A 25,182-nucleotide genomic window follows, 5' to 3' on the forward strand; every position below is an offset into this window, starting at 1 on the left:
GCATGATTGCGATGTTGGCGCTTGTTAACAGTTACCCCATAGACGCCCCAGAGCGCAATTTGGATGCAGCCACAAAAAAGCCACCCGCAGGTGGCTTTAATGCAGAGCGACGTAAAGGCTGCTTAGCCCTCCATCTGTTCCAGCTCTTTGCCTTTGGTCTCTTGCACCATAAAGATCACAAAGAACACCGACAGCAGGGCAAAGAAGGCGTAAATGCTGTAAGCCGCTGACAGACCAATACCGGCCAGCATAATCGGGAAGCTCCAGGTCACCAGGAAGTTCGCCAGCCACTGGGCCAAACCAGCCACCGCCAGGCCAGAGCCGCGAATCTGGTTGGGGAACATCTCGCCCAGCATCACCCACATCACCGGGCCCCAGGACATATTGAACAAAAATACATAGGTATTGGCGCCATACAGCGCCAGCAGGCCGGATTCTTGCGACAGGTTCAAATTCCCCGCCGCATCTACCGGCGCACCGGCAAAGGCGTAAGCCACCACTGCCAGGCTGATGGCCATACCGGCCGAGCCAAACCACAGCAGTGGCTTGCGGCCGATTTTATCCACCAAAAAGAAGGTAATCAGGCAGGCGGCGATACTGATGGTGCCAGACAGCACGTTGGTTTGCAGCGCCTCGCTCTCGGTGAAGCCGGCGGCCTCCCATAGCACCGCGCCGTAGTAAAACACCACGTTGATACCCACAAACTGCTGCAGTACCGCCAGGCCAATACCGACCCAAACGATGGGACGCACCCGGTTTTTCACTTTATCGAACAGGTCTGACAGACGCGGCTTGTGGTGGTCCGAGGCCAGCGAATTGCTGATCTCGGTCAGCTTAGCGCTGCCGTCAACCTCGCCGTACAGCTTCACCAGTACCTGGCGGGCTTTATCGTCTTTACCCGAGGCCACCAAAAAGCGCGGGCTTTCAGGGATAATCAACAGCGCCAAAAAGAAAATACTGGCGGGGATCAGCTCAACCCAGAACATCCAGCGCCAGGTTTCATAGTCGGCCCAGTGCATGGCGGTAGAGCCGCCTGCGGTTTCGGCGAGAAAGTAGTTGGAAAAGAAAGACGCGGTCAAACCGCAGATAATCGCAATCTGCTGCACCGAAGTCAGCATCCCCCGATACCTGGCCGGGGCCACTTCGCTGATATACGCCGGCGCCATCACCGACGCGGCGCCCACCGCCATACCACCCAAAATGCGGTAAACCACAAACTCAAAGGTTGAGGTGGCGATACCCGAGCCCCAGGCAGAGACAATAAAAAAGATAGAGGCGACAATCAGCAACGCCTTACGGCCGTATTTATCGGCCAGACGACCGGCGAAAAACGCGCCCACCGCACAGCCAAGCAGCATCGACGACACACTAAACCCCGTGCCTGCGGCTTCGGAATTAAAAGCCTGCTGCAGGCCCTTCACGGTGCCATTAATCACACCACTGTCATAGCCAAATAAAAAGCCGCCAATGGTAGCGATAACGCTGATAAAAATAATAAACCCAGTGCTGCCCTGATCGGGGCTGGAGGAATTGCTCATGGATCTTGCCCTGTTATTAATATGAGTAGAGAAAGAAGCGGGTGATCATAGCGGTAAAAAGGGCACCCTCACAAGTGAAGGCGCCCTGTCGGATCATGGCTCTCCCGACTTATAGTTAATATTACACTTTGGTAGGCAAATTAAACAGTCACTAACGAGGGCATTTACAAATCAAAAACAAAACGCCGCCCCAGGGTAAAGTTACTCACAGCCACCGCCGCCATAGCGCCGAGCTTTGCCGTTAGGGGTAAAAACGACAGCGCCAGCAGCCCGGTAAAAACCCCCGATCCCAACATCAGGCTTAGAGAAAATATGAGCAAATACTTCTGCGCTGCGGCCCAGTTTAGTGGCGCTTCGCAGCGGAAGGTAAAGCTGTGATGGAGCACCAGCCCCAGGGCATAACCCACCACCAACCCAGCAACATTGGCCCACTGCACGGGTACCCCCAACCACGCCAGGGCAGCAAACAGGCTGAGGTCTGTCGCGCCCAGCAACGCACCGGTAACGGCGAAACGGGACAGCTGCGGCAGACTGTGTGTAAAAGACTGCAGCGAAGGCATAAGCAATTGGATGTTAGTGAATGGCCCCAGAGATTGGGGTATGCTGCATCCAGCATAAAAGCTCGCTATGACAGGACAATGACAAAAAATATCACCGTAACCCTCACGTTATTATTGCTAACCAACATCAGCAACGCGCAGCAGCTCACCCCTTTTACCAGCGACGGTTGCAGCCGTTTTCCCAATGGCACTCCAGCGCAGCAAGACTTGTGGCTGGAGTGTTGTGAAAGGCACGACTTTGCTTACTGGCGCGGGGGGACCTACGCCGAGCGGCTAAGCGCCGACGAGGCTTTGGAGGCCTGCGTTGCTGATCTTAACGAGCCCATAATTGCGAGTTTGATGTACATGGGCGTGCGAGTGGGTGGCACTCCATTTGCGCCCACAGATTTTCGCTGGGGTTATGGCTGGACTGAGTACCGAGGTTATCGCGCGCTCTCCGAGGCAGAGCGGCGCGAGGTAGCGCGAGCGATAGACGCGATGGACCCGCTTGAATCTGCTCGTTTGTTGCAGCCGTCCGTTTTAAAACACTCAGCCACGCCAAAAGAGCAACACACAGAAGAACAACTTGATTCGCCGCCGCAAGACGGACCGGCTAATAATCAGAACAAACCATAAACTTGTCTTATACGTTAAAACCAAGCCTTACACCCTAATCGGCATTAGCTACTGATTGTGCTGGCCGCAATTGCGGGCACGACGGCCGCAACAATAACGGCCGACTGGCAGGCGGCAATAACCTGTTGAGTCGCTTTGCCCGTTAACTCTCCTTGCTGAATTTTCTCTACCCGCTGTTGGTAGGGCTTTAGCTCTTTGCGTGCGAAGGTTTCTTGCAGTATTCCCGACCCGTTGGCCAGCGAAACTAATACCACTGTGCGGGGGTCTAGCACTTCCGTTTCGGTAAAAATAGCGGTTTTTAGCCTGGCGATAATCTCGCGCTCCGGCGCGGGATCTATTTCGGGGTAGACACGTCTTTTGAACAGAAAAAGGATTGTCTGTTCGTCCGCGCGCAAAATGTCCCGCTCGCACAGCTGCTGTGCTGCTTTGTGTTTTAACTCTTTTACGCCTGCCAAGCGCGAAATCCAATTTTTTAGAGACGACCTTCTTTTAGCTTTGGTCATTTTTGCAAGACATTCGTCGACCACCGGATCGCCGATAGGAGCAGAGCTTTCTATATCAACTAATTGCTTTTTTGAGTTTTCTACGCTGATCTTATTCGCAAGCAGAAGCTCCGCCAAAACCGCGCCTGCAATTACCTGCTCAATAAAACCAAAGCCGGTGGCGATGGTTCCCTTTTCATCGCGCAGCGCCAGCAGAATAATTTCTTGGTAAAGATAGAGTGATTTATCGCTTTTGATGCACTTGCCTCATATTCAAGACGAGCTTTTGCTTGGGTAAACGACAACTATCCGCCTTATCCGCTGTAAGCTAACGACCCAGCTTGGCTAGGCCTATCGCGGCTTTTACACTGGCCAGCGCCTTGGGGTTATTTTTCCAGCAGCTGGAATGCAACATTGCAGCGACCATTTGCGCAATTTCCTGCGGCTCGTGCTGGGCCAGTAGGGAAAATGAATCGATTCCCACCTCTTCAAAACGTTTTACCACCGTCGGCCCCACGCCTTTTAAGGCCAGTAACGCTTGTCTTTCTGCTGCGCTAAACGCCATGGCTGCGCCTCTAATACCAGAAAGAAAAGTACAACCGAATTACGTTTGCATCAAAGCTGTATAAGGGTTCTTCGCCGGGCGCTGCGTCTGTGTCCAGAACATTGCGAAAATTATCGTAGCTGAAATCAAAGTAATCCCAGTATAAATTGACGGTGCTTTTGTCGAATAACCACAGCCATTTCTGCGGCACATCGTAAGTCACACCCAAACCGAAATTGTCCGATTGATATTCACTGAGCTCTTTATCCCGCGCCATAAAGTTCTGCGCATTCTGATAGGGGAATAAATCCGAATAAAAATCCGCTTCGCTCTGTTGATAATTGCGGTACTTCAGCTCAAACAGCCAGCGCTCGCGCCATGGGTGGGTGTAGCGCAACTCCCAGTTGCTGGCCTGAATACCCCAGCTGTCTTCGTAATAGCGATAGTCGGCGCGCAGGCTGGCGCGATAGGGCAAGAAATACATAGCGCGAATACTGGCGGCATCCGAGTTGCGGGTTTCGGGGTAAACTTCGGCCTGGTAGCTGTAGCCCTGGGTGGCGTCTGGGTCCAGGTAGCGCACCTGACGGTAGGGATTATTTAAATAACCTTGATCAATGGCCGATTCAATATTAAAAGCCGCAATTAATGACTTGGTAAGAATCTGCGAGATATTTAACTGGTAGCGACGGCGCTGTACCTCTTCTTCAAATTCAGGGTTGCCGTTTTTACCCACCACATCTTGGCCGTAGCTAAAGCCGAAACTCAGCGTGGTCAAATCGCCAAAAAAACTTTGGCTGATGCCAATGCTGCCGGTTTGCGCGCTGTAGTCGTTTTCTTCGCTGCTGGTGTAACCCAGGCTGATAATGGTGCGGTCGTGCAAGTACTCCGTACCCAGTGAGTACTCGGTGCGTTTTTCCGAGTATTCACTGGCCGTTGCCAACACATCAATCGACGCCGACGACACCATATCCACATAGTAGTTGGCCGAGACCGCAACGTTAGTGCCGATATTTTTACGCACCAGAATCGAAGGGCCATCAATAGTCGCGCCGCCGCCATCGTAACTGTGATACATCACATCCAAACGATCCGGGTCCAATACCTCGGCTTGAATGGACATGCTCGCCAGCAGTAGCAAAAGCCCCAACGCTGCGACTTGAGCAATTGGCGTTCTGCGTTTCGCGTTCTGCGTTCTGCGTTCCGCGTTCCGCGTTCTACGAACTAAGTCAGTTACACCCACAGCCACCTCCACTGGCACCGTCGGCACCGCGCGCCGCTTCACGCGCTTCATACACGTGGTGCAGGTAATTACTGGCAATGGGGTCGCGATCAAAACTCATAATCGGGTCGGCCAGGTTTTCCCGCTCATAGGGTTTTACCCAGGGACTGCATCCGCTGGCGAGTAATAACGCTATCGCCACTACCAGTAAACGACTCATTCGCGAATCAGCTCTTTAATTTGTGTGCGGTATTTTTCTTCATCGCCCGAGCGATAGCCGCGGTTTACATAACGGATGCTGCCATCGCGATCGATCAAAATGGTGGTAGGCATGGCATCCACATTATAAAGCTTGCTCACTTTGCTGGTGGGGTCATACAGCACCGGAAAACTCACCGGAATATCTTCCAGTAATTTATCGGCAGCTGCGGTATCCGACTCGACATTAACGCCGTACAACACAAAGCCCGCGTCTTTATAACGCTGGTAGAGTTCATCCAGCAGCGGCATTTCTTTACGGCAGGGTGCGCACCAGCTGGCCCAAAAATTTAGCATTACGACGGTGCCGCGCTGCTCGGCCAAGCGCAGGTTTTCACCGGTAGTACTTTTAAGAGTAAAGTCCGGTGCGGCTTCGTTTGCCTGGGCGCTCGCCGTCCCAACCAGCAACGCCAGCGCGGCCAGCAACATTTGCCATATTTTCATAATTCAATCCTTCCAGTTTAAAAGAATACCGACAGGCCCAAACGGCCTTCAAAATTATTGGTATCGCGTGGCTCGCCAAATAATTCATGGGTAAACAAGTAATCGCGCAGGCCAATATCTATTGCAAACCAATCGGTAAAATAAATTTTATAACCTGCACCCAGCGAATAAGTCGCGTAACGATTGCTGGCAAATTCGGTATTGCCACCCCCAGCGGTTAGATAAAAGTGGGTATTAAACGCTGTGTTTTCGCCCCAAAAAACCTGCCCCGGAAACAGTTTGTAGCCAATGGACAAGTTGTAATAAGTGTATTCGCGTTCGTCATCGGTTAAAAACTCGACCGCACCGCTGAGTAATTCGTAGCTGGTTTTCTGCGCTTCACTAGTGCCGTAAATGGCCTCGACAAAAAAGTCTTCGGTGATGTGGTAGGCAAGGCTCACCCCCAGCACCGCGTTGCTGCCAAAATCTTCAATGCCGAGCGCGCCGCCGTAAATACCGATTTCAAAGTTTTCCGTATCCAGCATGTCTTCTTTGATTTCTCGTCGCTCGATATCGGCACCGACAATCGGTTCGAGCGGATCATCCTGCTGCGCGCTAACCAATAGCGGTAAACCAGCCAGGGCGGCTAGAAAAATACGTTGAATCCGACTCGCCATTCGTTAACCTCGTCGTTGTTTTCGCGGCTCGTTAAAAGGTAGTGATTGGTGTAGTCCAGGCGCAGAAAAAAGCGGCGCGATAAATACACATAAGTGCCCAGGCTTGCCTGCAGCACAGAGTCTTCCCGATCGACGGTATCCACCAGCGTGGCGCTGGGGTGAATGTTAATTTGCCCGGCGCCAAGACCTAAATAGGGCGACACCCGCCACTCTGGGAAGGGCTGATGCGTGAGCCCAGCGGCGAGAATTTCACTGTCGGAAAAACTGCCCGCCTGCTGCGCGTAACGCGCCTCGATGGTCAAATTGCGGGTAAAGCGATAGCCCAGAGTTAAGGTTGTGGAATCGGCGCCGCCAAAATCGCCAAAGCCTGCACCCAACTCAAACCGGCCCACTACGGCATCGGAGCGATAGTCGTCGGTAAAATCGGGTGGGTTGCCGGTGGCGTCCAAGGTGCTTGCCATGGCATCGCGTTTGACCCAGCCCTCTTGGCCGCGCTCGGTGCTAATTTTTATCCAACTGGTGCGACTTTTAATAAGCGTAATGCGCTCGCCTTTTTCCAGCGCGTGAAATATCGGGTAGCCGCGACCGGGGCCGGAGTACACATCAATATAGGCGCTATTTACCGTCACCTGCAGTGGCGCCTCATCCTCAAACCAGTTTAACCAACCGGCATGCAGGGGTGCGCTAAACAGCAGCAGTAATAGGCAACTTGAACTAAAAACCTTTGGCATTAATCGGGCACATCGAATGGATTGTTATAGTACTGGGCCCCGATATCGAGCCACTCGCTTAACAGCTTTTGTTCGCTGGCGTTTAAAAAACCGCGATGATCAACGGTATCTTGCTCGGCATCAAAGTTATTCATGCGGTTAAAGAAGGCGCCACTGGCCCAGGCCCCGGCCGGCGACATGGTGCGACCAATGGGCACCCGCACTAAAATCGGAATGGGGTTGCCTTCGGCATCGAGAATCAGCTCGCCGTCTTCATCCACTTCGTACTCGCCGCTTTCAATCAATACATCCTGTAGCACGCCTTCGACCACTTCCTGCTCAAAGCGGGTGGCAAGCAGCTCGCGATACGACGTGACATGGGGCGTGTTGTTTTCACTGGCGCTTAAGTCTAACTGGCCCGCCGGAATCTGCACAAGACCGTCGGCGTCCACCGGGCTGTGGCAGCTGGTGCAGGTATTATCGCTAATCACGCTGCCATCTTCCGCCAGCACCTGGCGCGGCTTATCCCACAGCGGCTGAATATGCGCGGGGTAGTTAATCACAATGCGGCACTGGGCGCTCCAGGCCTCAAGGCAGGCCTCGCTGGTGGGTAGCGCTTCGGGCTCGGTGGCCACCTCTGCGTAACGCCAAGCGAAGCTATCGTCTTTCTCGCGCACCGCCGGGTCGGTCCAGTCATCGTCAAATTGAATATCCACACTGGGGCGGCGAATACCGGCAATACGCGCGTACACCTCGGCCATGGTTTCGCCCATATCGGCAAACAGCGCGGGTTCGGTATTGGCGAAGGGCGCGCCGGTGGTTTCAGCGCCCTGGTTTATTGTCTCTGGCCCCGCGTTTAAGCGGCCGTGGGGAATTTCGGTGTCGCCATCGTGACAGCCCTGGCACTCGAAGGTCTCGCCCGGGCGCACTTGCAGCCAGTGCTCGTGGCGCGATGATATTCGCCGGCCATTGCCATCCAGTACCGACAGGGTAAAGGCCACATCGGCAGGCACCAGGGTTTTCACCGAACCGTCGGGCTCGATGGGCACATAGCCCAGTATCTCTTTAAAGCGCTGCGCGCTACTGACACCAAAGGCACTTCCGGGAAAGTTTAAAATCTCATCCGGCGGTTCAGACACGGCTTTTACCAGGCGCAGAAAACGCGCGGGGCGCTCGGCGGCGGTAAACTGCGCCGGGTCGCGTAGGTTTTCTATTCCGGCGGTGGTGCTGTCCACGCCATCTATATCGTAAACGCTACGAACGTGCAGCACCCCCAGGCCTTCGGCGGCCAGGTCCGTATCGGTAGTGGGGGCCAAGTAATCGGCTGGGGTGCGCGGCTCCAGGGTGACGATATCGGTGTAATAGACATCTTCGGCGGGCACTATCACCGGCTGCTGAGTGTTGTCGTCTAGGTTGTAAATCCACAGGCCGTACACCGGCGGGGCGGCTTCCAGCTCGCGCGCCAAATTATCTTCAGTGCAGGGCACGGTGCGGTTTTCGCTGTCCGGGTTTTTCGGCTCAACCGGGTCCAGCAGGCGGCACTGGCTCCAGCTCACCAGCAGGCGGTTGGTGCCATCGTACAGTGGTGTGAGTGCCGAGAATTCGCCGTGGCGGGAGATACTGCCGTCGATCATTACCGGCAGCACCGTCAGGGTATCCAGCGCGGCATCATCCGCAAGGCTGGTGTCCTCTTCGCTGGAGGTAACCGCGCGGTTATCCTCCACATAATCGACGTGGTTAATGGCCACCATATCGCCACCGAGCAGCGTATCGCGGGGTTTGTAAATACCCACCAACCGGCCATCTGGCAGCAGTTCTGGATTAAACAGCCAGGGGGTCTCATCACCCAGGCGGGTGTGATAGCCGTAATGCACCCGCAAGTTAGTGCCATCCGGGTGGGCGGTGTAGTAGCTGATGCGGTTATTGCGGTAGTTATCGGCGCGGGTAAACAGCAACCGGCCGTCTTCCAACAGCAGCGGCTCCCACTCGTGGCTTTGGTTGTAGCTTAACTGGCGAATATCGCTGCCATCGTCGTTCATGGAGTGCAGCACAAAAGCCGGGCCGTCGCCGCTTTCACTTTCGGCGGCGTACTGGGGCTTGTTGTCGTCCAGCAAAATGGCGCGGCTGCGCACCTGGCGGGTGGAGGAAAATACAATCCGATCGTCGGGCAGGTAGCGGGGGTTAATGTCGTCGGCCTGCTCGGCGACTATGTCCGATTCAATCACCCGGCGCAGGCTGTCCAGCTCTACGTTGTATTCCCAAATATTCCAGCTGGGCTGATCGTCTTCGTCTACATCTTCCAGCTCGGGCGCGCGCATGGCGAACAGCAAGCGGTCGCCACTGGGGTGAGCGCTTAAATCTTTTACATCGTATTCGGCTCCCTCGCCAAAGGCGCGGTCAGTGATGTTAATCGTCAGGGCCGAATCGGTGGCGCGGTCTTTTAAATACAATCGCGCGCCCGGGGCGAACTCATCACGCGCGAAAGGCTCCGGGGCCTCCAGCTCGCCCTCGTCATCGCGGGGCAGAGCGCGCTCGATATAGGCAATAGGCAAATCCACCACCACCGGGTCCGGCTCCTGGCCGCCGCCGGAAATACCACCGCCGCCTCCGCCACAGGCACTAAAACCGGCGGCTGCCAGCAGGCTCGCGGCCAGGCGGGCACGCTGAAAAGGTACAAACGGCGATAATTTCATGGATTGTTTCAATATCGTTGTCGTTATCGGACGGGCAGTGGCCGGATTAGCTCACCACTGCAACGGGTGTGAATCCGATTTAACCCTATTATTTGCACGCGCCACTTACGGTCGGTTCGCGCACCCCCAAAACGTTTATTCTATCGCCACAGTTCGACGGCATCTGGCGCAATCTACCACTAATTGGCCGTTTTGTGATTGGGTAGACAAGCGGCCGGCCCTTAAACACTGAAGTTCCCGCACCCGCTGGGCCTATAATAGACGGCTAAAAAGCATGCAAGCATAAACCGTGGAGCCGGGGGATGTCCCTTAACAAACAACTAAAGCGCGCCGGACTGGCCGCTGCACTGCTGTGCGCCTTTGCGCAGGCCTCGGCCGGGCCGCGCGAGCAGGCGCTGCAAATTCACTCGCGTATTGCCGGGGTACCACCCAGCGAAACCGTACTGCTGCAAATGGCCGAGCATATAGAAAGCGGCGATGTAGCCGCGGCGGCGAACTTGGCCATGGAGCACGACGGTTTCTACCGCGCCACCTTAAAAACCCTGGCCACCCCCTGGACCAACCGCGACATGACGCCCTTCGCGCCACTTAACGATTACACCGCCACGGTGATGGGTTTAGTACGCGATGGCGAGGACTTTCGCCAGCTGCTGTATGGCGATGTGCTTTATACCGGCAGTGGCAATCTGCCCGCCTATAGCACCGACAACAACGATCACTACCGCGCCCTGGAGGCGAGCGGCGCCAGCTTAAAAGACGCGCTGCAGCGGAAAAGTCAGTCCTCACTTACTGGCCTTCCCAGCGAGGCCACCGCCGGGGTAATGACCAGCCGCGCCGCCGCCAAAGCGTTTTTTTACGCGGGCACCAATCGCGCGATGTTCCGCTTTACCCTGCTCAACCATTTGTGCCGCGATTTAGAACAGGTACACGACACCACGGGTATTCCCGATCGCATCCGCCAGGATGTAAGCCGTAGCCCCGGCGGCGACAGCCGGGTGTTTTTAAATAACTGCGTGGGCTGCCACACGGGCATGGACCCCATGGCCCAGGCCTTTGCTTATTACGACTACGAATACGATGCCGCCACCGACCCGGACGCCGAGTTTGGCGCCATCCACTACAACCGTGAGGGTGAAACTGACCCCGCCACCGGCACCCGGGTAGAGGCCAAATACCACATTAATGCCGGCACCTTTGCCCCCGGTTACGTCACCCCCGACGACCACTGGGACAATTACTGGCGCCGCGGCCCCAACGTGGTGCTGGCCTGGGACCCAAGCCTTGAGGGCAGCGGCAGTGGAGCCAAAAGCTTAGGGATGGAGCTGGCCCACTCCGGTGCCTTTGCCAGCTGCCAGGTGGAAAAGGTGTTTAACGCCGTGTGCCTGCGCAAACCCGGCAATAGCGAAGATCGCGCCCTGATCGCTACCGCTACCGGCAACTTCGCCGCCAGTGGCTACAACTTAAAGCAGGTGTTTATCGACACCGCCGACTACTGCAAGGGTGAATAATATGGCGGCGATAAAAAACATCCTGCAGGCGATAGCATCTTTCACCCAGGCTCCAATGCGAAGGGCGGGAAGCGGCGCTGAAAGTCAGAACCTTCTCCAGCATGGAGGCTGGAGCAGAGCTACAAGGACGTATTCACCGCGTGTTCTGAATTTCAGCGCCGGTTACCGCCCGCCCCACAAATTGGAAAAGCACTCAAAACACCAGGCACCACTGAGTTTCGCCGCATTGGCCTTTAGCGCAGCTTTACTGGCGGGCTGCGGCTCAGACAGTGGCGAAGCCACCACCCCCAACGTTAACCCCGACACTGGCGGAGGCGGCGGCAACGGCCTGGAATACAACGGCCCGGCACCGCAAACCGACGATATCCAGCTGTACAAGCTGAACATTTGGGACAACCTGGCCACCCAGGAGCGCTGCGGCAGCTGCCACGGCACCGGCGGGCAATTGCCGCGCTTTGTGCGCAGCGACGATATTAATCAGGCCTACAGCGCGGGCGAGCAGTTGGTGGACTTGGGCACACCGCAGTTATCCACCCTGGTTACCAAGGTGGCGGGCGGCCACAACTGCTGGCTGGACAGCGCCACCGCCTGCGCCGATATTATTGAAGGCTACATTACCGACTGGGCCAGCAGCACCGGCTCGCTCACCAACGAAATCGTGCTGATTCCGCCGGTAGAAAAAGACGTGGGGCAAAGCAAAAACTTTACCGCCAGTCCAGGCACCTTTAGCAGCACCGTGTACCCGCTGCTTGCCCAGTACTGCAGCGGCTGCCACGCCGAAAGCGCGCCTACCCAGCAGCAACCCTATTTGGGCAGTGCCGATGTACAAGTCTCTTACGACGCTTCGCGCAGCCGCATTCGCCTGGACAGCCCCGCCGACTCGCGTTTGGTACAGCGCCTGGGGCTAGAAAGCCACAACTGCTGGAGCGGCAACTGCCAATCCGATGCCGCCGCCATGCAAAGCGCCATTCAAAGCTTTGTAAACAGCCTGCCGGTAACCGAGGTAGACCCGGACTTAGTCATCAGCAAAGCCCTGCAACTGGGTGATGGCATTATCGCCAGCTCCGGCGGCCGGGTAGAGTCAGATGTCATCGCCAAGTACGAATTTAAAGCGGGCGAGGGCAGCATCGCCTACGACACCAGCGGGGTCGAGCCCGCCGCCGATTTAACCATCAGTGGCGATGTGGATTGGATGTCCAGTTGGGGGCTGCGCATTATCGACGGCAAGGCTCAGGCTTCTACCGCCACCAGTCGCAAGCTGTTCGACTTAATCACCGCCACCGGTGAATACACCATCGAGGCCTGGGTAATACCCGATAACGTCACCCAGGAAGAGGCACGCATTGTCAGCTACTCGGGCAGCACCCAGGTGCGCAACTTTACCCTGGGGCAAACCCTGTACAACTACGACTTCTTCCACCGCAGCTCTACCACCGATGGCAACGGCATGCCCGCGCTGTCCACCGCCGATGCGGACGAACGTTTGCAGGCCAGCTTGCAACACGCCGTCATTACCTTTGACCCGGTCAACGGCCGCCGCATTTATGTTAACGGCGAGTACACCGGCGATGTGGATGAAACCGAGCCCGGCAACCTCAACGAGTGGGATTCCAGCTACGCCCTGGTGGTGGGTAACGAAGTATCATCGGATCGCTTATGGAAGGGCAGCCTGCGCTTTCTTGCCATTCACAACCGCGCCCTGCCGCCCGAGGCCATTGCCGCCAACTACGAGGTGGGCGTGGGGCAAAAGTATTATTTGCTGTTTGATGTGAGTGAAAAAGTCGGCCTAAGCCAGGCCTACGTGGTGTTTCAGGTGCAGCAGTTTGACGACTACAGCTACCTGTTCAGCGAGCCCTTCTTCGCCAGCCTGGGGGACGAACCCATTCCCACCGTTGATCTCGAAGGCATCCGCATCGGCATCAACGGCCGCGAGGCCATCGTCGGCCAAGTATTCGCCGCGCTGGATACCGAAATTAACGCCGCCGACTATGTGGATGGCAAGCAAGACTTATCCCGCCAGGGTGCAGTCATCGGGCTAGAGCAGGGCAGCGAGCTGGATACCTTCTTTTTAACCTTCGATCGCTTAGGCGAACACGAATACGTGCGAGTAGAGGCCGAACCACCCGCGCCACAACCGGCCGCCGACATCGCCGACCAACCGCGCATTGGTATCAAAACCTTCGCCGCCATTAACCAGTCCCTGGCCGCCATGACCGGCATCAGCCACAGCACAGACGCCGTGCGCGCCACCTACGAAAAAGTGGAACAGCAACTGCCGGTAGCCGCGCAAATAGACGGCTTTGTCGCCGCCCAGCAAATGGGCATAACCCAACTGGCCGTCGCCTACTGCAACGCCCTGGTCAACGACACAGACAAACGCAGCGACTTTTTCCCAGGGTTTAACTTCAGCGCCGCCCCGGCCCAAGCCTTTAACACCACCGGCCGCGCACAAATAATCGACCCGCTGTTAAACGCACTGGTTGGGGGTGAAGTAAACGGCAACAGCTTAAACAACCAGGCCGAGCCAACCGTCGTGCGCGACGAACTAAACCGCCTAATCGACACCATGGCCAACTGCGGCAATAACTGCAACGCCGAACGCACCGCTACCGCCGTAAAAGCCACCTGCGCCGCAGCACTCGGCAGCGCGATAATGTTGGTGCATTAGAAATGTTTTCCGTTGCTAGGCATAAAAAGTTTTGAGATCGAAGTGGAAAACGTGGAACCGCCGAGGGTTCGCCCGATTACAATGGAGCCGAATGGAGGTCTATTTTAGGGGGTAAGCAAACAGGACGTTTGCGCAAGTATCGTCAGGCCATGGACGGCCTGTCGATACGGCCCCCTAAAATAGACCGGAATGAGGGCACCCCGCCAGGGGCCCATTGTTGGGCAAATCTTTTGGTTACTTTTTGATTAAAAAGTAACTCGCCACGCCCGGCGACACGGGCATATGAAACGAGAATTGAAAATTCAGCAATATGTTGAATTCAGTGTTTGGCGATCAAAAACCAAACACCAAAAAATTGAAGCAACGCAATAAGGCCCAGGAGCCACCCCATGCGTAAAAACAAACAACCCCTGCACCCAGATGCACCGCTAAAGCTCAACGATCACAGCCTCCCCATCACCCGGCGCGACATGATCTGCCAGGGCTTTTACAAAGGCACGGCCACCGTGTTGGGCGGCAGCGCCTTTAGCCTGTTCGCCAACCCACGCCAGGCCGAAGCGGCACTGTCGTCGGATTTGGCTGCCATGCGCGATGCCTGTGGCATAGCCACCCAAGGCGCGGGTAAAATTCCGTTTATCTGTTTCGATTTAGCAGGCGGCGCCAATATTGCGGGCTCGAATGTATTAGTCGGTGGCCCCGGTGGGCAAATGGATTTTCTCTCTACCGCCGGTTACAGCAAACAGGGTTTGCCCGGCGATATGACGCCACAAAGCGGGCAGGGCGATTTTATTAATCAGGATTTGGGCCTGGCCTTTCATTCCGACAGCCAAATGCTGCGCGGTATTTTAGAACGCATTGGCACCGACCGCGCCGCCAGTGTAAACGGCGCGGTCATTCCCGCGCGCTCGGAAAACGACACCGGCAACAACCCCCACAACCCCATGTACGGCATTAACCGCGTGGGTGCCAACGGCTCGCTGCTGGCACTTATCGGTTCGCGCGCCAGCGACTCGGGCGGTAACTCTCTCGCCCCCGAAATGTTGATTAACCCCGAAGTGCGCCCCACCAAAGTCGACCGCCCCAGCGATGTCTCGGGCCTGGTGGATGTGGGCGATTTAGTGGGCCTGCTCAGCCAGTCGGACACAGTCGCGGTAATGGAATCCATGTACCGCATCAGCAACGCCAAGCTGGGCGCGGTGAATACCGGCAGCGTGCGCGATACGGTATTAAAAGATTTAATGCGCTGCGGCTATGTCAAAAGCGCCGATCTCGCCGACCGCTTCGGCAACCCCGCCGCCATTGACCCAGTCGCCGACCCGGACATTGTCGGCCCCGCCGGTATTTTCAGTTTTGACGAATTCGACTCGGACGGCGAATTCCGCAAGGCCGCCTCGGTCATGAAACTGGTGGTTAACGGCTACGCCGGCGCAGGCACAATCACCATGGGCGGTTACGACTACCACACCGGCGACCGCGCCACCGGCGAAATCCGCGACCTGCGCGCCGGACGCTGCATTGGCGCCTGCATTGAATACGCTGCCCGCGTGGGCGTACCGGTCATGATTTACGTCTTTTCCGATGGTTCGGTGTTCTCCAACGGCATGTTGGATAACTCCGCCGAAGGGCGCGGCAAAGGCGTTTGGACCGGCGACAACCAGCAAACCGCCGCCAGCTTCTTTTTGGTGTACAACCCCAACGGCCGCCCCGGTATCGTCGGCGGCTCGCTGGAAGAACAAGCCGTGCATCAGCAACTGGGCTACATGCGCCGCAGTGGCGACGTTGAAACCGCCTCCAGCCCCGCCGCTAATAACGTGAACTTATTGGTGGAGACTTTGGTGCTGAATTATATGGCACTGCATAACGAGCAACACCTTTTCCCCACGCTGTTTCCTCAGCATGGGTTGGGGAATGCGACCTTGATGGATCGGTTGACGGCGATGAATCCGATTGTGGATGGGGGGATTGGGAATCCGGTTTAAATCGGTTTCGCCTAAAGGCGAGTAACTTTTTAGCGGTAAAAAGTTACCAAAAACCGTCCCCCAAAAGATCCCGGCCTTCGGCTTCCCTCGCTCCGGTCTATTTTAGAGGGCCGTATCGACAGGCCGTCCCTGGCCTGACGATACTTGCGCAAACGTCCTGTTTGCTTACCCACTAAAATAGACCTCCACTCGGCTGGATCTACGGGGATTTAAGAGCGGTGCTTCGTAGCTCGGTTAGAACGTGATTCTTCTGCTATTCAAATTATAGAAATACCGCCAATTCTGGTAGTCTACAGCGCACTACTTCAAAGGAATTATTGATGCCTGAAGATCCGTTAAAAACTCTGTCCGACCAAATCACCGAAGCCCACACTAAAATCCAACAGACCCATCAAGACATTAACCCGGTGGTGGCGGTGCGGCGGGGCTTACGCGATACCGGTATTCCAGCCGATGTTATGACGGTTGACTGTTTGCGTACACGCAAACGCATTATGTTGATACTGCATGACGAAGAGCAGGGAATGCTGCTCTATCAGTTTGCCAACTTGGATGATGAAGCCAGCGATCAGTTTCAGCGTAAGCGATTCTCTGAGGTGAATGTTGAGGTGTTAGTTGAGTGGATGGAGGATTATTTTTCCGGAAAACCCTTGGCGGATAAAAAGTAAGTGTAAATGGGTCGCCTTATGTGTTGCCGAGAGAGTTTGGAGCAAGCCTTAAATTCACAATTCAAGACTTGGCCCCGATATTATTTAGACTTTAGAAGCCCGAACTCAATGCAGGATTAATTTCGTGAATCTTATCTACAATTTCCTTAATGTCCTTTTTTTGCTGAGTGGTCGCCTGCTCTACTGGCATAAGTTTCAGAGAATATAGCATCATAGCTAAATGTTCCTGCAGCTGTAGCTTTGCATTTTGATCGTTAGTGGTTTTGTAGGCTTCAAGAATCTCTCTAGCTTTGGATATAACAACGTCAAGCCCTCTAAGTTGCGCGCTGGCTAAATTACTATGAACCGATTCAGGACGAATAGTATGTTTATCCGAATAAACGCTCTCACCTCCCTGATTCGAGTCAGGGGAGGGGGTGGGGCTGTTCATACTTAGTCTTCTATCTAAAGGCTCATTCAATTTTTTCCGTTGATTTTCTGCTGCATCAAACATGGCCCCCATGATTTTTGTCATGTCTTTAGATGCCTTTTTGAATTCTTCCGAGTCAGCCATTTTTGCTGCATTCTTTGCGTAGTCTTCCTTAACCACTTGAGAAAAGGCGTCATCCGTTTGAATCTTGTGAGAGAATAGCAACGTAGAGAATGTTGGCATAAGAAAAAGCGCGATTGCTGTAATGAAAGGAACCATCATCCAAATCACAGCTTTACGTAGCCTTCTAAAGCTCTGATACCTCCGCATTCCAGATAACGGCGTACCACATATAGTAGCAGCTAACAAATCTACCGGCGTTCGTAAACCGCCCTTGGACCAGGTAATCCGGTGCTCTAAATCACCAGATGATATTATTTTTGCCATCTCCGGAGTGTATATTTCCTCCATTGGCGACACATCTTTAGGGATGAAGGCAATGATCCTAGAGGCTCGGCCAAGTTCGGAGAACTTTCGGATCTCCTCGTTAACCCATTTAGACTTCGCTGATGTTGGGGTGCATATAACCAATAAATACTTTGAATCTAGTAAAGCGGAGTTAAGTTGGCTGCCTAAATCTGAAGATGTGGGTAGCTCATCTTTATCCCTGAAAATTGGAAAAAGCTTTTTCACTCCATGCTTTCTTTTTGACAGTGGAAGCTTTTCTAAGTATTTATGAACTCTTTTTCCTATGCTTTCGTCGGTATGAGAGTAGCTAATGAACGCCCAATATTTAAAGTTCACTCGTATTCTCCTTTTCTTTCTTCTCAGTAGTTCTTCCCATCTCTTTAAACATGTAATCTATCGACTCTCTAACCTTTTCATTATCGAGTTCGCTATTCATGGGGCCTTGTCGTATCTGACCCCAGGTGATTGAAAACCACTTCAGCAACAAAAAAACAAAAGGTAATATAATTATAAAGGTGACGAAAAGTGAAATGTTTTTTCTCCTTTTTTCCCGTTGCATTAAGTCCCTATAATCGATCTTAAGAATCCCTGCTTTTATTTGTGTTATGGCATTCCGAGGCCTGTAGGCACCTTTTCTAATATCGGTATAAAGAGGCTCCGTTCGTTCATTGCTTATTGCTCCATCTGGTCCGATCTTATATAGAAGGCTTTGAGGGAAGCATTCTTCGCTTGCGCTGTTATTTTTTTCTATGCTCGAATAAGGAGATCCGTCAACAACTACAGGAAGAACTTCGTCGCTAGTTCCCTTAAATCTTTTAATTATTTGATTTGCTTTGCTATCGAGCAATAGGGACTTTGAGCAGATAACTAACATAGCCGAGTGAGTTTCAGTGTCAAAGTTGCTCGTGCTATCGGCTTCTATTATTTCGATATCGTCTAGCGAGAAAAGTGGCTTGACGCCTTTCGGTAACTTTCTTTTAAAAAACTCGGATTTTATCCACTCGAACGTTTTTCTATCCTTATCGTGGAATACGACAAAAACTATTTTTTTTAGCACAGAAAATCCTTATTTAACTTTATTTCTATCGATTTCAATGTGAAAAAAACCAGGATCACTGTCTATATTTTGGCAGGAGGAAGATTCAATCGTAGGAGGTGGTTTATGGTTGATCCACTTATCAACAACTTCGGAAGTGCCGCCTTGGCCTTTAGCTTCTTTTCCGTCCCATAGCGCTATAAGGTCATCGCCAGCTTGACATAAAAATTCGCCCAGTGCGCTATATTGACTCAGTCGCCCTTTGCTGTCTGGTGTCTCTAGATCCATAGGGTCGTGATATACTGGTGGAAGTTCACAATGCCACGACGCTTTTTTGAATATTTTTAGAAACTCTAATTCGCTCCTTTCATCTACTATACTATCTTTTCCTGAAAAATCCTGTCGGTAGTATGAATATGGCATGGGTAATATCACTATTAATTTAGCCCCCAATACCTCAATGCAGCGTTCCGCTACCAGCCGGTCCGCGCCTTCTGCGAGAGCGCTTACTACATGAAAAGTTGAATTCTCATGGGTTCTTTTCAAGTCCTTAAGGCGACTGTCTATCTTCTCGATAAGGCGAGCTTCATAAGCCTTATCTTGTATGTGAAGCCACCTATGGCCTACAACACAGATTGTCCGAACGCGGGCTAGGCCTTTAGGGGTGCCGCCCGGTAGGATGGGGTGTTCTAGTGCTTTTTGAAAAATGTTGAAGCTCTCCGAAACCCATTTTATATTGTCGTCTCTACTGGTCTTGGGAAGATTAGCCCATTGCTGTAGTAAAGGATTTTTCTTTAATATGGTTGACTTTTTCTTACCATAGCGCCAGCCTGATCGTATTCTTTCCGCGTACCATCTGCTGTGTTCGAGAGCCACTAAGTGCTCTTTTTCAGGCGCTGTTAACTCTATTTCTGAAACGCTATCAACAGTTTCTATCTTGAGCGCGCTGAGCTTGTCTTCCCAGCTTATCGAAGATTTCCTATTAGACTCTCGAAGCTCGTTAGAAAGTCTACTCCAAGGCTGCCACCCTCCTCTCTGGGATTCAGATTCTTTGATTTTCAGGTGTATTTCCTTTGCCATGTTGTTCATATCGCGTGACAAAATGGACGCGTAACTAACAAGGTGTTTCTCTGCATAAAAGTCATGAATATTGTTGGGGCCCAATGAAAATATTGATTTTACCGGGTCACTATAATAGTCATAGTCTAATCGTGCTCTGATAATTGGCGCCGAAAACAGTGCGTTCGATAGTTGACTTTTGTAGAGGGACGCGGAAAGCCTAACTTGATTTAGTTCTGGCATTCCAAAAATCACAACCTGAGTGCATTCGGACATGGAGTCTACGACGTCACTTTCAAACGATTCGTCATAGATGCTACTAAAAGTTCTAATGGTAATATTAGAAATAATACTTAAAGAAGATTTGTCTAAGCTAGATGTTTCTGCGTGAGGTCCGGCATAGATGGTTATTGTAGGGAGTTCACCCTCGGTTAACATGCATAAGTCAATAAACCGATTAACAACACTTTCTATACAGTCACCATCGCTGATAATGACTAAATTTGGACTTGGTTTCCCTTTTATTTTTGTATAACGTAAGGGAGGAAAGTTCCTAAAGAGACTTTCGACTGCAATTTGTTGAGCGCTCCAGAGACGAACGTCAATCGCCGAATCACCAGTTAGTTCAGACAGATCAATATACCCCTCCCTGATTTTAGCGTCAGAAAGGTGAAGAAAAATCTTTATTTTCTCAATCGAATCACACCGAGAATCAATGTGTTTAATCAATGATTTAGCTAAATATACACTCTGTGAGTCATCTGTAGCACAAACAAATATCGAGTCAGAATGGCTTAGTCCTATGCCACCTAAAAGGTTGCAATCTAAAGTTTCGTATTTGTAATGTGCACAATCTGAACGTATGTTCGGACTGCTTTGATTAATTCCAGCACCACATATCTCGAAGAATATACACCTTTTTCCTTTGGCAATGGCTGATTCCAGTATCGTCTGGGATACGGGCCCGCTACCGAAAATAACGACATGTCCTCTACGTGGCCGGAATATTTTAATTAGCCAGGCCCTGAACCCCGATAACAGAACTGCTAAAATAAAACCTACGGTAAAGACAGCCGACCCGAAGCGGCTTATGTTAATTATAATGCTTTCAAAAAAGCTTTTGCTCTCTTGCATTGTCCAATCTCCCTCGAAGGCAAATAGCCCGAGAGCTCGGTATACATCATTAGCAATGTTTCCCGTGGAGTAAGATGTGGTGGCAATCGCATACACATTAAAAATTAGCAAAACGGTGAAAGGAAGGTAGGCACGAATTAGGGGGCTACTGGATGCATTCATCAGAAATCACTTTCACTGTTAAAGGTTGTTTCAAAACCATAGGGGGCAGGTTGAATCTGCACCGTTCGAAGATAAACCTGATTGCTGCCCCACCAAAACTTGAGTACTTGTTTAAGTTTTTCAGACATCGCAGGCGTGAAATCTTGAATTGTAATTCAGCCTCGCTCTAAGCCTTGAAATATCAAGTTTGTAGAATATTGGCGTAATTGACTGGGGTGTGTGAAGGGAAAAACGTTGCGTCTATCTGGGCTATATCCGCTATTATCTCACCTTCCTGACTGGTTCAATCGTGCTTATCGTGGCTTGCTTAAAGTAAGCGATTCTGGAGATAAGCCTTACGCGCTATGCGGCTTAGTGTGCCACGGTGGGTTGGAGCTGACAACCGGGGAGATAGATAGAAGGCTGACTAGGGTTGGCGGTTTTGCGGAATTCTTGAGGGGCAAAAGCGAAAACGCAAAACAAAGCCCATAGGCATACTTTTACGCTTCACCGTTTGAAGCCAGGTTGCACTGACCCTGGGTTTTAGACCACAGGGTCAGTGCTTGCTGCATTGCGGTTTATTGCGGGTTTAAACCTAACTTTTCCAGTACCAAAAAGAAGTTTTCGCGGCGGTCTTCTATGCCGTCAACTTCACCGCTGATGGGGCAGGAGGAGTCGGGGCAGCCGCGGTTGACGATGCCGGAGATGTCGTCGATAAACTCGGTGCCTTGCATGCCGCCATCCACATAGGCTTTTAGCTCGGTCAGGTAGTCCCAGTCACCGTAGGGGCCGCCGTCTACGTTGTAGCCTTGAACGTCGTTCACCCAATAGAACAGGCCTGCAATCCACTTGAGCTCTTTGTGCTCTTCGGAGGTACAGATCAGCTGCGGGTTGGAGCAGAAGTCCAGGTTGGCGTACAGCGGGTCTGCTGGAGCGGGTGCTACGTTAATACCCTGTTGCACTGTGCCCACGGTGGCCGGGTCCACGTGGCTGCGGCCCAAAAAGTGGTTTAGCGTACCGAAGTTCTGGCGGCCTGTGGTTTGAATAACACCACGGCCCCACCAGCCACAGCCTTCAACAGACTTACCGGCTGCGCCATTGTGAACAAACTCACCGGCTTTTTGGCCCACATAGACTTTACAGGCATCACGCTCCCACGCTTGTTTGGAGGTGTCGATACGCTCGGGTGGTTCGGCGCACCAGCCGCCACCGAAGTTCCAGTATCCGACAGCGCCATCAACCAGCAGGCCGGCCTCTTCAAGTACTGCATCTGGCGCGGCAAACAATGGCGCAGGCGCACCATACCAACCGGCGTGGGTAGTAGCGGTTACTTCCATTTTGGGCGCACGCGGGCAAGAGTAGGGGTGGTCCTCACCGGTTACCGGGTTCACACCATAGCTGGCGTAATCTTGCTGCAGCTGCCCACAGGATGAACTCAGTGGATAGTCCACAGGGTCACCGGTACCAATCGACCAGTTGTTTTCGTCGCACGCATTGTAGCGAATGGTTTCTTTCATGCTTTGTGAAAGGAAAGCGGCGATGGCGACCTTTGCGTACTTCTCATTGGTAGCATCGTCGGCGTTTTCATCCAGCAGCCACAGCTTTTTGCCAGCAATGCCGACGTTATGCATGGAGCTTAACGCCTTCAAGTAGTCGTTCCACTTGTAGACGGTAGATGGCGCGTAGGAGCCTTGCGAAACTTCGTAGAGGAAGGCTTCGTTGTTCATGGTTTGCTCGACAGACAGAAGCGTCGCGTTTAATGAAGCGTTTGCGGTCAGCTCAAGGTTATCATCCACCGCGCTGCCCTGGCCCTCGTAGTACAGAGGAACGGTTGCCGTTGCATAGTCGGCAATTTTGTTGCTAAGGCTGGCGCTATCGGCATCGAACAGAACCGCAAATACATTGTGGTGCGCCGCGTGACGCAGTTTACGCTCGGCCGAAGTTTCGCCCAAAAAGTAAGTGCCGGCCTGAGCCGTTGGTACAGACAGCAAGGCAGGTGACTCGATAAAGTCAGACACTTGTTTTACAAATCGCAAGCCATTGTCCCACTGGTCCGCCGTCAACGCCGCCGTATCCGTTGTTTTAACGAAGGCGACTATGTCGGCCGCGTTATTGCCGCGATACAGCTCGAAAGAGTAAAGGGCATCTGCCGTCGCTTTAGAAGCGGCGTTCCAAACACTTCGATAACCCGTGTGGTATTGGTTGGCAAAGCTGCCAATGGTCAGCTCCCAGCCGAACACGGCGTTGGGGGCCAGCTCGTTAAGGATTAAGTTGTAAGCTTGCACTACGCCTTTGGCATCGTTGCTAAGCCCGCTGGCATCAATTGATGTTGTCGCCGCCGACAGTGCCGCTTGAACATCAACGGTACCTAAAGACGCGCCTTTGTCGGCAACAATTGAGTCGAGCAAGTCGCCACGGATAACCACCGTTTTAGTACCGGCGTTTTGCGCTTTGGCAATAGCGGCTTCAAAGGCGCTGGTTAAATCGGCCGTGCTGGCAACACTGGCCATAGACGCGGTGATGTCAATAATGTCAGGCGCGGTAGCGGGTGTTGCAGCGACCACCTGATTGGGCCAGCCGGCCACTTTTAAGCTAACCGGGTCTTTCGGGTTTGGCATAGAAAGCAGGGCCGGGCCACCTTCGGCGGTACCGTCACAGTTAAGCTCGTGCTGCCAGGTGTCATCGCTACCCGGAACGGTATCTGTGTAGTACTTAGCGCGGTAGGCGATATTGTCGTACACCACCACTTGGTCTTTTTCAGCGTAATCGGCTTGCGGCCAATTCGGGTACACGGGGTAGTCTGCACACAGCTCACCAACATCCACACTACTCGAGCTTGAAGACGAGCTAGAAACCACGCTGGATGAGCTGCTGCTAGAGACACTGCTCACACTGGATGATGAGCTGCTACTGGAAACGCTGCTGAGGCTAGATGACGAGCTGCTCGATGAGGACTCGCTGCCACAACTGGCGCTGCCAATCAGCTTCCAGGGGCCGTAAGCGCCTGCCGTTTGCGGGTCGTCGCCGCGCGTCCACCACTTAGCTTCATAACGAGAACCGCCGGCGGTGACCTGAGCGCCGCCGGTGTAGGCGATGCTGGCGTCCCAGGCGTTGGCACAGGCGCCGCCCGTTGACGATGACGAAGAACTTACGACGGATGAACTGCTAGAAGATACGGATGAGACCGAGCTGGAAGATACGCTCGATTGGCCGCTGCCATCGCACTGGCCCAAATCGGTCCAGGCATTTTCGTAAGCCCAGCCCGATCCCGGCTCGTAGGCGCCGCCGGTGGAGCACCAGCCGCCAACCTCGCAGCGAAAGGCCTCGCCGTTATGGCGAACCAGATCGCCGTTGGCATAAGTGGTGTTGGTGTAATCGCTAAGGTTAGCGCAGTCATAGGCCTGAGCCTGCATAGCGGTGCCTGTCCCCACGGTAAGAGACAAAGCAGCCAACAGCTTGCTCTGTTTGCATAGAGTCATTTTTTGTTCTCCCAAGTCGTTAAAGCTTTAGTCATGGACGGAGCATCGGTGCTCACCCCTATCAACACTCTGCTGGCAACGCTTGCTCCCATCGGTTACTGATATTTATTGTGTCTGAACCAAGGGACAACGTTGTCATATATGGGCAAAAAAAAGCGCTGACTACTTGTTATTAATCGGCTGTACAAGGAATAAGCGAAATCAGTATGCAAACACACGGGTCTAACAACAAGGAATTTTGGCCAAAAAACCGACAAAAACTCGTTAAATGTGTCTTAAGTCACATTGATGGGTTTATGGTTATAAAGGTCCGCTTTACCGCAACGATAAAGACAGCGTTGTCATTTTTACGGTTATTTAGGGGTTCGGAGAATTCCTCTCAAGCCAGTAAAGGCCAAGGGTTAGATTGAACAAACACGCCCCTCGTAGACCGACAAATAGTGCCACCGGTAGAGATCAGCGCAGTGATATTTTGGAGGAAGGATATTGCTTCTGCACCCGGATGTAAGCCGTCAGGCCCAGCGCCTTAATGTCTCGCTAAACCCAATTTTATTATGTCTTAAGCTCGGCAAGGATTTTTATCAACCCATGCATACCAATGGTGGCTCCCAGTATAAAAATCCAGCTAAGAAAATACCGAGGCTTAAAAGGACTTTGAGTGAAATAGTCGCTCATTACCATAAGCATCACAAGTATTGAAATCAGCCAAGCCAGGCGCACTGTCCAAATAAGCACTATGGTGAAACTGTCTTTGGTATGCGTTTTTGTCGTCATAGAAATTCCTTTTTTCAACGAGTAGAGCGAAACCAATCCTTTCAATTAAGGCTTCAAAGTAAGCTATCCAGAAATTAGCCGGCTTTACGGCCGGCTGATTGAGTATTATTCGTTAACCTCATTTTGTTCACTAAGGCGGA

General features: G+C 52.8%; 20 protein-coding genes. 5 read left to right on the forward strand and 15 right to left on the reverse strand.

The genetic code is table 11. The features are described 5' to 3' along the window. Window positions 1-122: 122 nt before the first annotated feature. Together NHM04_RS10910 and NHM04_RS10915 are read right to left on the reverse strand one after the other, a co-directional pair. Entirely contained in the window at window positions 123-1,538 is a 1,416-nt protein-coding gene (locus NHM04_RS10910) for a sugar porter family MFS transporter (RefSeq protein ID WP_254263826.1), read from the reverse strand. A gap of 164 nt (window positions 1,539-1,702) precedes the next feature. Further along, window positions 1,703-2,098 carry a GtrA family protein gene (locus NHM04_RS10915; RefSeq protein WP_254263827.1) on the reverse strand — a complete coding sequence of 132 codons (396 nt, stop codon included), beginning with the start codon at window positions 2,096-2,098 and terminating at the stop codon, window positions 1,703-1,705. Window positions 2,099-2,176: 78 nt separating this feature from the next. Between NHM04_RS10915 and NHM04_RS10920 the strand changes: the two genes are divergently transcribed. After that, the gene (locus NHM04_RS10920) at window positions 2,177-2,713 is read left to right on the forward strand and encodes an FAD-binding oxidoreductase (protein WP_254263828.1); all 537 of its coding nucleotides are present in this window, start codon (window positions 2,177-2,179) and stop codon (window positions 2,711-2,713) included. A 44-nt stretch (window positions 2,714-2,757) separates the two neighbouring features. On the opposite strand, the gene NHM04_RS10925 is transcribed toward NHM04_RS10920, so the two are convergent. The 8 genes from NHM04_RS10925 to NHM04_RS10960 form a co-directional block, all read right to left on the reverse strand. Further along, on the reverse strand, window positions 2,758-3,453 hold the full coding sequence (locus NHM04_RS10925) for a GPP34 family phosphoprotein (RefSeq protein WP_371872600.1): 696 nt from the start codon (window positions 3,451-3,453) through the stop codon (window positions 2,758-2,760). 70 nt (window positions 3,454-3,523) lie between these two features. Then, window positions 3,524-3,760: a helix-hairpin-helix domain-containing protein gene (locus NHM04_RS10930; protein WP_254263829.1), complete on the reverse strand. Its 237-nt coding sequence runs from the start codon at window positions 3,758-3,760 to the stop codon at window positions 3,524-3,526. A 10-nt stretch (window positions 3,761-3,770) separates the two neighbouring features. Further along, window positions 3,771-4,859, reverse strand: a complete 1,089-nt coding sequence (locus NHM04_RS10935) for a DUF3570 domain-containing protein (protein ID WP_254263830.1) — start codon at window positions 4,857-4,859, stop codon at window positions 3,771-3,773. A 106-nt stretch (window positions 4,860-4,965) separates the two neighbouring features. After that, on the reverse strand, window positions 4,966-5,178 hold the full coding sequence (locus NHM04_RS10940; protein ID WP_254263831.1) for a DUF4266 domain-containing protein: 213 nt from the start codon (window positions 5,176-5,178) through the stop codon (window positions 4,966-4,968). Beyond that, window positions 5,175-5,660: a TlpA disulfide reductase family protein gene (locus NHM04_RS10945; RefSeq protein ID WP_254263832.1), complete on the reverse strand. Its 486-nt coding sequence runs from the start codon at window positions 5,658-5,660 to the stop codon at window positions 5,175-5,177. Before NHM04_RS10945 ends, NHM04_RS10940 begins: the two co-directional genes overlap by 4 nt. Window positions 5,661-5,677: 17 nt before the next feature. Then, a complete protein-coding gene (locus NHM04_RS10950; protein WP_254263833.1) occupies window positions 5,678-6,316 on the reverse strand; it encodes an outer membrane beta-barrel domain-containing protein in 639 nt (212 codons plus the stop codon). After that, window positions 6,286-7,047, reverse strand: coding sequence for an outer membrane beta-barrel protein (locus NHM04_RS10955; protein WP_254263834.1), 762 nt, complete (start codon window positions 7,045-7,047; stop codon window positions 6,286-6,288). Before NHM04_RS10955 ends, NHM04_RS10950 begins: the two co-directional genes overlap by 31 nt. After that, a complete protein-coding gene (locus NHM04_RS10960) occupies window positions 7,047-9,719 on the reverse strand; it encodes a hypothetical protein (protein ID WP_254263835.1) in 2,673 nt (890 codons plus the stop codon). Before NHM04_RS10960 ends, NHM04_RS10955 begins: the two co-directional genes overlap by 1 nt. A gap of 302 nt (window positions 9,720-10,021) precedes the next feature. On the opposite strand from NHM04_RS10960, the gene NHM04_RS10965 reads away from it, so the two are divergent. From NHM04_RS10965 to NHM04_RS10980, 4 genes are all read left to right on the forward strand, one after another. Beyond that, window positions 10,022-11,227, forward strand: coding sequence for a hypothetical protein (locus NHM04_RS10965; protein WP_254263836.1), 1,206 nt, complete (start codon window positions 10,022-10,024; stop codon window positions 11,225-11,227). A gap of 181 nt (window positions 11,228-11,408) precedes the next feature. Next, on the forward strand, window positions 11,409-13,895 hold the full coding sequence (locus tag NHM04_RS10970; RefSeq protein WP_254263837.1) for a LamG domain-containing protein: 2,487 nt from the start codon (window positions 11,409-11,411) through the stop codon (window positions 13,893-13,895). Window positions 13,896-14,284: 389 nt separating this feature from the next. Next, on the forward strand, window positions 14,285-15,874 hold the full coding sequence (locus NHM04_RS10975) for a general secretion pathway protein GspF (protein ID WP_254263838.1): 1,590 nt from the start codon (window positions 14,285-14,287) through the stop codon (window positions 15,872-15,874). A 320-nt stretch (window positions 15,875-16,194) separates the two neighbouring features. After that, entirely contained in the window at window positions 16,195-16,542 is a 348-nt protein-coding gene (locus tag NHM04_RS10980; RefSeq protein ID WP_254263839.1) for a hypothetical protein, read from the forward strand. A 91-nt stretch (window positions 16,543-16,633) separates the two neighbouring features. Here the strand turns inward: NHM04_RS10980 and NHM04_RS10985 are convergent, their stop codons facing one another. From NHM04_RS10985 to NHM04_RS11005, 5 genes are all read right to left on the reverse strand, one after another. After that, the gene (locus tag NHM04_RS10985; RefSeq protein WP_254263840.1) at window positions 16,634-17,755 is read right to left on the reverse strand and encodes a toll/interleukin-1 receptor domain-containing protein; all 1,122 of its coding nucleotides are present in this window, start codon (window positions 17,753-17,755) and stop codon (window positions 16,634-16,636) included. Next, complete coding sequence (locus NHM04_RS10990; RefSeq protein ID WP_254263841.1) at window positions 17,745-18,476, reverse strand: hypothetical protein; 732 nt, start codon at window positions 18,474-18,476, stop codon at window positions 17,745-17,747. Before NHM04_RS10990 ends, NHM04_RS10985 begins: the two co-directional genes overlap by 11 nt. A gap of 9 nt (window positions 18,477-18,485) precedes the next feature. Further along, entirely contained in the window at window positions 18,486-20,810 is a 2,325-nt protein-coding gene (locus NHM04_RS10995) for a RyR domain-containing protein (protein WP_254263842.1), read from the reverse strand. Window positions 20,811-21,367: 557 nt separating this feature from the next. Further along, on the reverse strand, window positions 21,368-24,268 hold the full coding sequence (locus NHM04_RS11000) for a cellulose-binding domain-containing protein (protein WP_254263843.1): 2,901 nt from the start codon (window positions 24,266-24,268) through the stop codon (window positions 21,368-21,370). A 552-nt stretch (window positions 24,269-24,820) separates the two neighbouring features. Then, complete coding sequence (locus tag NHM04_RS11005; protein WP_254263844.1) at window positions 24,821-25,042, reverse strand: hypothetical protein; 222 nt, start codon at window positions 25,040-25,042, stop codon at window positions 24,821-24,823. Window positions 25,043-25,182 lie beyond the last annotated feature (140 nt).

The sequence above is a fragment of the Gilvimarinus sp. DA14 genome (assembly GCF_024204685.1).
Lineage (GTDB): Bacteria > Pseudomonadota > Gammaproteobacteria > Pseudomonadales > Cellvibrionaceae > Gilvimarinus.

What these genes read in the sequence shown, in the direction of transcription:
- NHM04_RS10910 (WP_254263826.1), bottom strand. Translation starts at nt 1,538, where the DNA reads ATGAGCAATTCCTCCAGCCCCGATCAGGGCAGCACTGGGTTTATTATT.
- NHM04_RS10915 (WP_254263827.1), bottom strand. Translation starts at nt 2,098, where the DNA reads ATGCCTTCGCTGCAGTCTTTTACACACAGTCTGCCGCAGCTGTCCCGT.
- NHM04_RS10920 (WP_254263828.1), top strand. Translation starts at nt 2,177, where the DNA reads ATGACAAAAAATATCACCGTAACCCTCACGTTATTATTGCTAACCAAC.
- NHM04_RS10930 (WP_254263829.1), bottom strand. Translation starts at nt 3,760, where the DNA reads ATGGCGTTTAGCGCAGCAGAAAGACAAGCGTTACTGGCCTTAAAAGGC.
- NHM04_RS10935 (WP_254263830.1), bottom strand. Translation starts at nt 4,859, where the DNA reads ATGTCCATTCAAGCCGAGGTATTGGACCCGGATCGTTTGGATGTGATG.
- NHM04_RS10940 (WP_254263831.1), bottom strand. Translation starts at nt 5,178, where the DNA reads ATGAGTCGTTTACTGGTAGTGGCGATAGCGTTATTACTCGCCAGCGGA.
- NHM04_RS10945 (WP_254263832.1), bottom strand. Translation starts at nt 5,660, where the DNA reads ATGAAAATATGGCAAATGTTGCTGGCCGCGCTGGCGTTGCTGGTTGGG.
- NHM04_RS10950 (WP_254263833.1), bottom strand. Translation starts at nt 6,316, where the DNA reads ATGGCGAGTCGGATTCAACGTATTTTTCTAGCCGCCCTGGCTGGTTTA.
- NHM04_RS10955 (WP_254263834.1), bottom strand. Translation starts at nt 7,047, where the DNA reads ATGCCAAAGGTTTTTAGTTCAAGTTGCCTATTACTGCTGCTGTTTAGC.
- NHM04_RS10960 (WP_254263835.1), bottom strand. Translation starts at nt 9,719, where the DNA reads ATGAAATTATCGCCGTTTGTACCTTTTCAGCGTGCCCGCCTGGCCGCG.
- NHM04_RS10965 (WP_254263836.1), top strand. Translation starts at nt 10,022, where the DNA reads ATGTCCCTTAACAAACAACTAAAGCGCGCCGGACTGGCCGCTGCACTG.
- NHM04_RS10975 (WP_254263838.1), top strand. Translation starts at nt 14,285, where the DNA reads ATGCGTAAAAACAAACAACCCCTGCACCCAGATGCACCGCTAAAGCTC.
- NHM04_RS10980 (WP_254263839.1), top strand. Translation starts at nt 16,195, where the DNA reads ATGCCTGAAGATCCGTTAAAAACTCTGTCCGACCAAATCACCGAAGCC.
- NHM04_RS10995 (WP_254263842.1), bottom strand. Translation starts at nt 20,810, where the DNA reads ATGAATGCATCCAGTAGCCCCCTAATTCGTGCCTACCTTCCTTTCACC.
- NHM04_RS11000 (WP_254263843.1), bottom strand. Translation starts at nt 24,268, where the DNA reads ATGACTCTATGCAAACAGAGCAAGCTGTTGGCTGCTTTGTCTCTTACC.
- NHM04_RS11005 (WP_254263844.1), bottom strand. Translation starts at nt 25,042, where the DNA reads ATGACGACAAAAACGCATACCAAAGACAGTTTCACCATAGTGCTTATT.